Genomic DNA, 8107 nt, shown 5'->3' on the forward strand with positions numbered 1-8107 from the left:
CGGGCTGGCTGCGGACAAGAATAGGACCCCCGCCGCTGCCGAAGCCAGCAACGCGCCGCGTCCCGCCCTGGAGACCCTCGCTACCGTCTTTCGCCGACCACCCAGCCCCTGAACCAAATTACACCTTCCCCAACAGCAGCGCCCTGCGTAACCGCCCGGCGACTTGGTTCTGCAAACCTTTGGTTCATGGCGTATCATGAAAGAAATCTCGATGCAAATCGATTTCAGATAGAAATAGTGACAGCAAGGTGAAACTCATCTTTGAGTTGTAGTCAATATCCATGCGACGCGGCCCTGGCGGATCTTGCAACTTGCGGGATGCGCCGCCGCTGCGGATACGTTAGAGGGTGCGCCATGACCGTGCCCAGCCGCCGTTTCTGCGTTGCCCCCATGATGGACTGGACCGACCGGCATTGCCGGTTGTTCCACCGTCAGCTGACGCGCCATGCGTTGCTCTATACCGAGATGGTGACGGCGCAGGCGATCCGCCATGGCGACCGCCAGCGGCTCCTCGGCTTCGATCCCGCCGAACAGCCGGTGGCGCTGCAGATCGGCGGCAGTGACCCGGCACTTCTGGCGGAGGCCGCGAAATGGGGCGAGGATTTCGGCTACGCCGAGATCAACCTCAATGTCGGCTGCCCGTCCGACCGGGTGCAGACCGGGCGCTTCGGCGCCTGCCTGATGGCCGAACCTGCGCTGGTGCGCGATTGTCTCGGCGCCATGCGCCAGGCGGTGGGCCTGCCGGTGACGGTGAAATGCCGGATCGGCATCGACGAGCAGGACGAGGAAGAGGATTTCGCCCGCTTTGTCGATGTCGTCAGCGAGGCTGGCGTCACGGTGTTCATCGTGCATGCCCGCAAAGCCTGGCTGAAGGGACTGTCGCCACGTGAGAACCGCGAGATTCCGCCGCTCAACCATGGCCGCGTCTACCGCCTGAAACAGCGCCGTCCGGAGCTTGAGATCGTCATCAACGGCGGCATCGTCAGCCTCGATGAGGCCGCGACCCATCTTCAGCATGTCGATGGCGTGATGTTGGGCCGCGCCGCCTATCAGACGCCCTGGCTGTTGAGCGAGATGGACAGCCGTTTCTACGGTTCGCCGGCGGAAGCGCTGAGCCGCGCCGACATTGTGGCGCGGATGAAACCCTATGTGGCGCGGGAGCTGGCGGCGGGCGTGCCGCTCCATGCCATCACCCGGCACATGCTGGGCCTGTTTCACGGCGTGCCGGGCGGGCGCTGGTGGCGGCGCGTTCTTTCAGAGGATGGAGTCAAGCCCGGGGCGGGGCTCGACGTGCTCGACAAGGCGATGGGCGAGGTGGCCGCGCGGATCGCCGCCGAATAGGCTCAATCCTGGCCAAGCGCGCGGAGCCGGCCCTGGCGGCCGCCGCGCCGGCTCTTGCGCAGGGTGAGGGTGGTGACCCGCTCCGGCAGTTCGGCCATCACCGCGCGGCGGGTTTCCGGGCTCATGCCCAGCCAGGCGCCGATCTCGTTCCGCGTGCGGCCGCAGCCGATGCAGAAGCCGGTCTCCGGATCGACCACGCAGATCTTGACGCAGGGCGTTTCAATGGCGGGCTGATTCATCGCGTTCATGACAATCTCAATAGCGGCTGGCCAGTTCTCTTTCTAGTTGCGAAGGTAGAGCACGCCATCCTGCACCTTGAAGCTCTGCAGTCTGGACAAGAAGCTCATGCCGAGAAGCGTGCCGTTCAGCGCCCCCTCCGGCAGCACCATGCCCGGCACGTCATCCACCCGCACGCCGTCGACCACCACCCGCCGGATGGTGACACGGGCGGCATTGACCATGCCGTTGGCGGTCGACACCGGCAGGTCATAGACGAGATCGCGGGGGTCAAGCCCCGCCTGCTCGGCATCTTCGAAACTCAACGCCACGATGGTTGCGCCGGTATCGACCATGACGCGCACCGGGCTGTCATTGATCTCGGCCGTGGTGATGAAATGCCCGCCCGGCGCGGCCTTGATTTCAGCCATGCTGGCATGCGCCCGTGACGCCGCGCCAGCGGCGAGCCCGAGACAGAGCGTGAAGGTCAGCAGCAAGCGCATGTCAGAAGCCGTCTAGCACCGGAACGGGATCAGGAGAAGGATATCGCGGCGGCGAAAACCGCCAGCATCGCGGTCTCGGACAGAACCTGTCCGGCGCCGCAGACATCTCCGGTCTGACTGCCGATCTTGCGCATGGCGAGCGAGCGCAGCGTGCCAAGCGCGAGCAACGCGGCGACCAGGGACAATATGGCCACTTCCCAGGACAAATAGACCGATGCGGCGAGGCCGGCCGCCAGGCCGCCGATGGCGATGGCGGCAAAGCCGGTGCGGCGGCTCGGCTGACCGGCGAGCACCGAGAGGCCAGAGGTGCGCGCCGGACGGGTGGTGGACAGAAGATCCACCATCAGCGCCCGGGAGAAGGCGGCGGCGCCCGCCAGCAGCGCCACGATGGCGGCCGGCGGCAGCGCCAGCAGCGCCGCCAGCAGCGCGGCGCGGGCCGGAATGACGATCACCAGCGCCAGCGTGCCGAATGCGCCGATGCGGCTATCGCGCATGATTGCCAGGCGCTCGTCATGGGTGGCGCCGCCGCCGAAGCCGTCGGCGACATCGGCGAGCCCGTCCTCATGGAAGGCGCCGGTCACCAGCAGGCCGGCGCCCAGCGCCAGGAGCGCGCAGAAAAGCGCGGGCAGGCCCAAAACATCGCCGAGTATGAGCGCGCCCGCCGTGATGGCGCCGACGATCAAGCCCACCACGGGGAACATCTCCATGGCGTCCTTCAGCCGCGGCGGATCGACGGTCTTGAGGAAGGGGGCGGGCAGCCTGGTCAGGAATCGCAGCGAGACCAGGAACGAGGCGAATGGCCGAAACCGCCCCCGGTGTACGCTGCGAGGCTCGAACCCGTCGCTCATGGTTTGTGGTAGACCCGAATCCCGTGGTGAATAAGCGGAACTGATAGGAGCCTTTGCGCCAAATGACAAATGCCGTATCCGGATTGCCCTTCGACGACATCCGCAGCCTCCTGACGGAGTTTCCGGGACCCGACCTTGAGGCCGCCGCCGCCTGCCGGGCCCGCGAAGCGCAACTGACAAAGCCGCCCGGCGCGCTTGGAAGGCTGGAGAGCCTGGCCGAATGGCTGTGCGCCTGGCAGGGCCGCCACCCGCCCAGCGCGGAGCGCGTCGTCGTCGCGGTCTTTGCCGGAAATCACGGCGTGGTGGCGCAGGGCGTCAGCGCCTATCCGCCGGAGGTGACCCGCCAGATGGTGGCCAATTTCCAGAACGACGGCGCCGCGGTGAACCAGATCTGCAAGAGCTTCGGTTTGGGCCTCAAGGTGTTCGAACTGGCGCTCGAGAAGCCGACCCGTGACATCACATCTGATGCGGCGCTGGAGGAGGCCGAATGCGCCGCCACCATGGCCTATGGCATGGAGGCCACCGAAGCCTGCGACATCCTGTGCATCGGCGAGATGGGGATCGGCAACACGACGGTTGCCGCCGCCCTGTCGCTCGCTCTGTTCGGCGGTGAGGCCGAAGATTGGGTGGGGCCCGGTACCGGCGTCGCGGGCGCGGCGCTTGAACGCAAGGCCGATGCGGTGCGCCGCGCCGTCGAACATCATCGTCCCCATCTCGGCGATCCGCTGGAGGTGCTGCGCCGCCTCGGCGGGCGCGAGATCGCCGCGATGACGGGTGCGGTGCTGGCCGCGCGGCTGCAACGCATTCCGGTGATCATCGACGGTTATGTCGCAACCGCCGCCGCGGCGGTGCTGAAGGCGCTGCGGCCGGATGCGCTGGATCATTGCCTGGCGGGGCATGTCTCGGCCGAACCGGCGCACCGGCGGCTGCTCGCCGAACTGGGCCTCACGCCGGTTCTGGACCTCGGCATGCGGCTGGGCGAGGGCTCCGGCGCGGCGATGGCGGCGGGCATCGTCAAGGCGGCGGCTGACATCCACAATGGCATGGCGACTTTCCAGTCCGCGGGTGTGGCCACCAAGAATGTCTGACCGGCAGGCGGAACAGCTGGCGCGGCAGGTCCGCGCTTGCCGCATCTGTGTTGACCATCCCTTGAAGACGCCGCTGCCGCACCCGCCGCGCCCGGTGTTTCAGGAAGGCTGGCGGGCGCCAATTCTGATTGCCGGGCAGGCCCCGGGTGTGCGGGTTCATGCTTCGGGCCGCCCGTTCACCGACCCGTCGGGAGAGCGGCTGCGCGCCTGGCTGGGAGTCGGCGCGGCGCAATTCTATGATAGCCGTTGTTTTTCAATCGTTCCGATGGGCCTGTGCTTTCCCGGCCTCGACGCGGCGGGCGGCGATCTGCCGCCGCGCCCCGAATGCGCCCCGGCCTGGCGCGAAAAGCTGATGGCGCGGATGACTGGCATCGAACTCGTCATCTGCCTCGGAAGCCATGCCATGCGCTGGCATCTGGGTGCTGCCTATCCGGGCTCGGTTGATGCCGCGGTGCGCAACTGGCGCGTCGGCCTCGCGCTCAGCCCCGCCGTGATCGCCTTGCCGCATCCCTCCTGGCGCAACAGCGGCTGGCTCAACCGCAACCCGTGGTTTGCCGCCGAAACCCTGCCCGCACTCCAGAGGCGGGTGAGGGCGGCCCTGAAGACGCCCGCTTGAAGCCCGGCATCTCAAAGTCTAAATAGCGGCAAAACAAGGAATTCTTGCAACATGGCCAGCGTCACCCAGGAAGCCGTCCTCGCCGTTTTGAAGCGCATCGCCGCGCCTGACGGGCGTGGCAATGTGGTGTCGGCCGGGCTGGTGTCCGATATCGCCATCGAAGGCGGCACGGTGATGTTCGCGCTGACCGCCTCGCCCCAGCACATGCGGGCCATGGAAATGCTGCGGGGCGCGGTGGAAAAGGCGGTGCTGGGCATTCCCGGCGTCAGCAAGGCGGTGGTGGCGCTCACCGCCGAGCGCGCCCCGGCCAAGTCCGAAGGCCAGCCCGCCGCTGGCCAGCGGGGTTCCGGCATTCCCGGCATCCGGCACCTCGTCGCAGTGGCTTCCGGCAAGGGCGGGGTGGGCAAGTCCACGACCGCGGTCAACCTCGCGCTGGCGCTGCACTCCCTGGGGCTCAGGGTGGCGGTGCTGGATGCTGACGTCTATGGACCGTCGATCCCCAAGCTGTTCGGCCTCAACGGCAAGCCCGAGGCCTCGAGCGAGCCCGGCAAGAAGATGAAGCCCATGTCCCGCCACGGCGTCGAGGTGATGTCGATCGGCTTTCTCGTTCCGGAGGACACGCCGATGATCTGGCGCGGGCCCATGGTGATGTCGGCGCTGACCCAGCTGTTGCGCGAAACCGCCTGGAGCCCGGCCGATGTCATGGTGATCGACATGCCGCCGGGCACCGGCGACGTGCAGCTGACGCTTGCCCAGCAGACGCCGCTGTCGGGTGCGGTCATCGTCTCCACCCCGCAGGACCTGGCGCTGATCGATGCCCGCAAGGGCATCAACATGTTCCGCAAGGTGAATGTGCCGGTGATCGGCATTCTGGAAAACATGAGCTATTTCGTATGTTCGCGCTGCGGCGAGCGGCATGAGATTTTCGGCCATGGCGGCGCCCGCGAGGAGGCCGCCCGCATCGGCGTTCCCTGCCTGGGCGAGGTACCGCTCGACAAGGAGCTGCGGCTGCGCTCCGATGCCGGCGAACCGGTGGTGGCGAGCCAGCCCGAGAGCCTGCACACGGCCATCTACCGCGATGTGGCCCGCCAGGTCTGGGCGGCGCTGGACGGTGGCCAGCTGGCCCGGCCGGCCCCCCGGATAGTTATGGAAAACCATTAGTTTGTGTGTCCGCCGGGGGCTGGTATTGGTAGGATTGAATGAGGAGAGATCAAGCAGGACGGCGACGGCCGTCCGGGGGAGGCTGTGATGTCTAAACTGATGTGGATCGCCGGTATCCTGCTGATTGCCGCTGGCGTTGCGGTGGGCGCGATCGTGATGGCGGCGCTGGCGCCGGTCGCCGGTTTGTCGCTCGAGACGGCGGCCGTTCTGCTTGTGGGCGGGGTAGTGGCGCTGGGGCTCGGCAGCGTGATTGAGGAGCTGCGGCGGCGCCCGGAGGTGTCGTCCGTGCGGGTTGTCGAGGCCACGGCGGCGGCACCCGCCGCCATTCCCGAGTTCGATCCGCGCGCGGCCAAGCCGGCTGCGGCCGTAGCCGCCGCTTCGGTGACCGAGGAAGTGTCGAAGCCGACCCGCGAGACCATCGAGGTACTGGAAAAGGCCCGTCAGGAAATCGAACAGGCCTTCGAGCCCAGGAAATCCGAAACCGCTCAGGTCACCGCCGCGGCCCTGCCAGCGGAGCCCGAGGCGGCCGCCGTGGTCAAGACCGTCGTCGAGGAGGCTGCCGAAGAAAGCCAGCTCTATGTGCTTGAGGAGCGGATAATCCGCCGCCGCCCGGCGCGCATTCTCTCGGATGGAACCGTCGAAGCCGAGACCGATGAAGGCTGGATGCGCTTCGAAAACCTCGAGCATCTAGACGAATACTTCGACGCCGTGGAAGCCGCCAAGGTCTGAGCTTTCTCGGAGAGCGTGATAACCGTTTGAGTTGACATTGAAGGATGATTTCTGAGGCAGGAATCGAGCTGATTGAGCAGCGCGGCAGCAGAAAGACCGGTTTGCGGCCATGAGCATGGGGAAAAGCGGGCTGCCGGTCTCAACAGGGCATTCTTGTGCATGTTCAACGGTGGCTCTTCCAAGGTAATGCGTGGTTGCACGAACCGCCTCATCAATCCGTTATTGAAAAGTCACCTCCAGGCGCCATCCTCCGGCTTGAGCAGACCCTTGTCGCGATCGGCTTCCGCTGCCCGGCGGAAACTGCGCGCCAGCTGCGGGTAGCCTTCGGCCTCGGCGGTGCGCGCCTGGCCTTCGGCTTCTTCCGATGTTCACAAGAGACGTCATGGGCCTGAAGACTTTTTACCGGCTGCCGTCACCGCCGCTCCTTCGCGGATTGACAGAGTTCGCTGGCACAAGCCCCGGCATGATCTGCCTTGCCTGCGCAGCCGGAGATGGTGTTTCAGACAGTTCTCAAACAGCATGGCCTTCAATCAAAGGGGCTGCCGGGCTGGCATGCCTGGGCAGGTGTCCGGTGAGGCGCGGGTCCTGGTGGACTTCCACCATAACCCGGTAGGGCCGGAAGCCGGAGCGCTGGTAGAAGCCCAGCGCAGCCGGATGATCGAAACTGCAGGTATGGACCCAGAAGCGGGAGATCGGCTGGCTCCAGGCCCGCGCCAGGGCCTCGTTCATCAGGAAGCGGCCGAGCCCGGAGCCGACGGCAGCGGGCACCAGCCCAAAGAACGACAATTCGCATTCACCGGCAATGCGGAAATCGATTTCGAGAAGCCCGATGTCCGCGCCGTTCCGGACCAGCGCGAGGCTGTGCACTTTTGGATCGCCGATGATGGCGGCCAACGCTTGATCCGGTATGATCAGGCGCGAGAACCACATGATGTCCTGCCCGATGCGGCCGAACAGCGCACGGTATCGCGCGGTATCGGCGGCGCCCATGCGCGCGAGCGACAGGCCGTCCGCGGCGGGTGCTGGCCGCGGCGGCGGCCGTTCGGTCATCTCAAGGCAGGTGACCACATTGGCGAGGCAGCCGGGCGGCAGGGTGTGATAGCCGATGTCCAGCGGTGGCCCGGCCATCAGCGCATCGTCGGAATCGAGAACTGCGCACCCTCCTTGATGCCCGATGGCCAGCGCGCCGTCACCGTCTTGGTCTTGGTGTAGAACCTCACCGAGTCGGGCCCATGCTGGTTGAGATCGCCGAATACCGAGCGCTTCCAGCCACCGAAAGTGTGATAGGCGAGCGGCACCGGAATCGGCACGTTGATGCCCACCATGCCGATCTGACAGCGCGAGGCGAAATCGCGCGCCGTGTCGCCGTCACGGGTGAAGATCGCGGTGCCGTTGCCATATTCATGGTCGTTCACCAGGGCGAGGCCCTCGTCATAGCTCTTGGCGCGCACCACCGAGAGCACCGGCCCGAAAATCTCTTCCTTGTAGATCTTCATGTCCGGCTTCACCTGGTCGAACAAGCAGCCGCCCATGAAGTAGCCGTTCTCGTAACCCTGGAGCTTCAGGCCGCGCCCATCGACGACGAGCTTCGCCCCTTCCTTCACG

Annotated in this window: 10 protein-coding genes; 5 read left to right on the forward strand and 5 right to left on the reverse strand. The window is 66.4% G+C overall.

Annotated elements, in window-relative coordinates; translation table 11 throughout:
- The first annotated feature begins 354 nt into the window (after positions 1-354).
- Positions 355-1341: a tRNA dihydrouridine(20/20a) synthase DusA gene (dusA, locus tag ACKOED_RS08765; protein ID WP_408916217.1), complete on the forward strand. Its 987-nt coding sequence runs from the start codon at positions 355-357 to the stop codon at positions 1339-1341.
- A gap of 2 nt (positions 1342-1343) precedes the next feature.
- Here the strand turns inward: dusA and ACKOED_RS08770 are convergent, their stop codons facing one another.
- Genes ACKOED_RS08770 through ACKOED_RS08780 form a run of 3 tightly spaced genes read right to left on the reverse strand, consistent with a single transcriptional unit; the run spans position 1344 to position 2908 of the window.
- Complete coding sequence (locus ACKOED_RS08770; protein WP_408916218.1) at positions 1344-1589, reverse strand: DUF1289 domain-containing protein; 246 nt, start codon at positions 1587-1589, stop codon at positions 1344-1346.
- Positions 1590-1622: 33 nt separating this feature from the next.
- Positions 1623-2060 carry a TIGR02281 family clan AA aspartic protease gene (locus ACKOED_RS08775; RefSeq protein ID WP_408916219.1) on the reverse strand — a complete coding sequence of 146 codons (438 nt, stop codon included), beginning with the start codon at positions 2058-2060 and terminating at the stop codon, positions 1623-1625.
- 29 nt (positions 2061-2089) lie between these two features.
- Complete coding sequence (locus tag ACKOED_RS08780; RefSeq protein WP_408916220.1) at positions 2090-2908, reverse strand: adenosylcobinamide-GDP ribazoletransferase; 819 nt, start codon at positions 2906-2908, stop codon at positions 2090-2092.
- A 62-nt stretch (positions 2909-2970) separates the two neighbouring features.
- On the opposite strand from ACKOED_RS08780, the gene cobT reads away from it, so the two are divergent.
- The 4 genes from cobT to ACKOED_RS08800 all read left to right on the forward strand — a co-directional run bounded on the left by cobT (position 2971) and on the right by ACKOED_RS08800 (position 6502).
- Positions 2971-3996 (forward strand): nicotinate-nucleotide--dimethylbenzimidazole phosphoribosyltransferase, encoded by a 1026-nt coding sequence (gene cobT, locus ACKOED_RS08785; protein WP_408916221.1) that lies wholly within the window; start codon positions 2971-2973, stop codon positions 3994-3996.
- On the forward strand, positions 3989-4612 hold the full coding sequence (locus ACKOED_RS08790; protein WP_408916222.1) for a uracil-DNA glycosylase family protein: 624 nt from the start codon (positions 3989-3991) through the stop codon (positions 4610-4612). Before cobT ends, ACKOED_RS08790 begins: the two co-directional genes overlap by 8 nt.
- 51 nt (positions 4613-4663) lie before the next feature.
- Positions 4664-5773 carry an iron-sulfur cluster carrier protein ApbC gene (gene apbC / locus ACKOED_RS08795; RefSeq protein ID WP_408916223.1) on the forward strand — a complete coding sequence of 370 codons (1110 nt, stop codon included), beginning with the start codon at positions 4664-4666 and terminating at the stop codon, positions 5771-5773.
- An 87-nt stretch (positions 5774-5860) separates the two neighbouring features.
- Positions 5861-6502: a hypothetical protein gene (locus ACKOED_RS08800; RefSeq protein WP_408916224.1), complete on the forward strand. Its 642-nt coding sequence runs from the start codon at positions 5861-5863 to the stop codon at positions 6500-6502.
- A 510-nt stretch (positions 6503-7012) separates the two neighbouring features.
- Here ACKOED_RS08800 and ACKOED_RS08805 read toward each other — a convergent pair.
- The gene (locus tag ACKOED_RS08805) at positions 7013-7630 is read right to left on the reverse strand and encodes a GNAT family N-acetyltransferase (RefSeq protein WP_408916225.1); all 618 of its coding nucleotides are present in this window, start codon (positions 7628-7630) and stop codon (positions 7013-7015) included.
- A partial coding sequence (locus ACKOED_RS08810; RefSeq protein ID WP_408916226.1) for an aldehyde dehydrogenase family protein occupies positions 7630-8107 on the reverse strand: 478 nt, incomplete at its 5' end. The genes ACKOED_RS08805 and ACKOED_RS08810, both read right to left, overlap by 1 nt.

Origin of the sequence: Aestuariivirga sp. (assembly GCF_046093005.1) — a bacterium.
Taxonomy (GTDB): domain Bacteria; phylum Pseudomonadota; class Alphaproteobacteria; order Rhizobiales; family Aestuariivirgaceae; genus Aestuariivirga.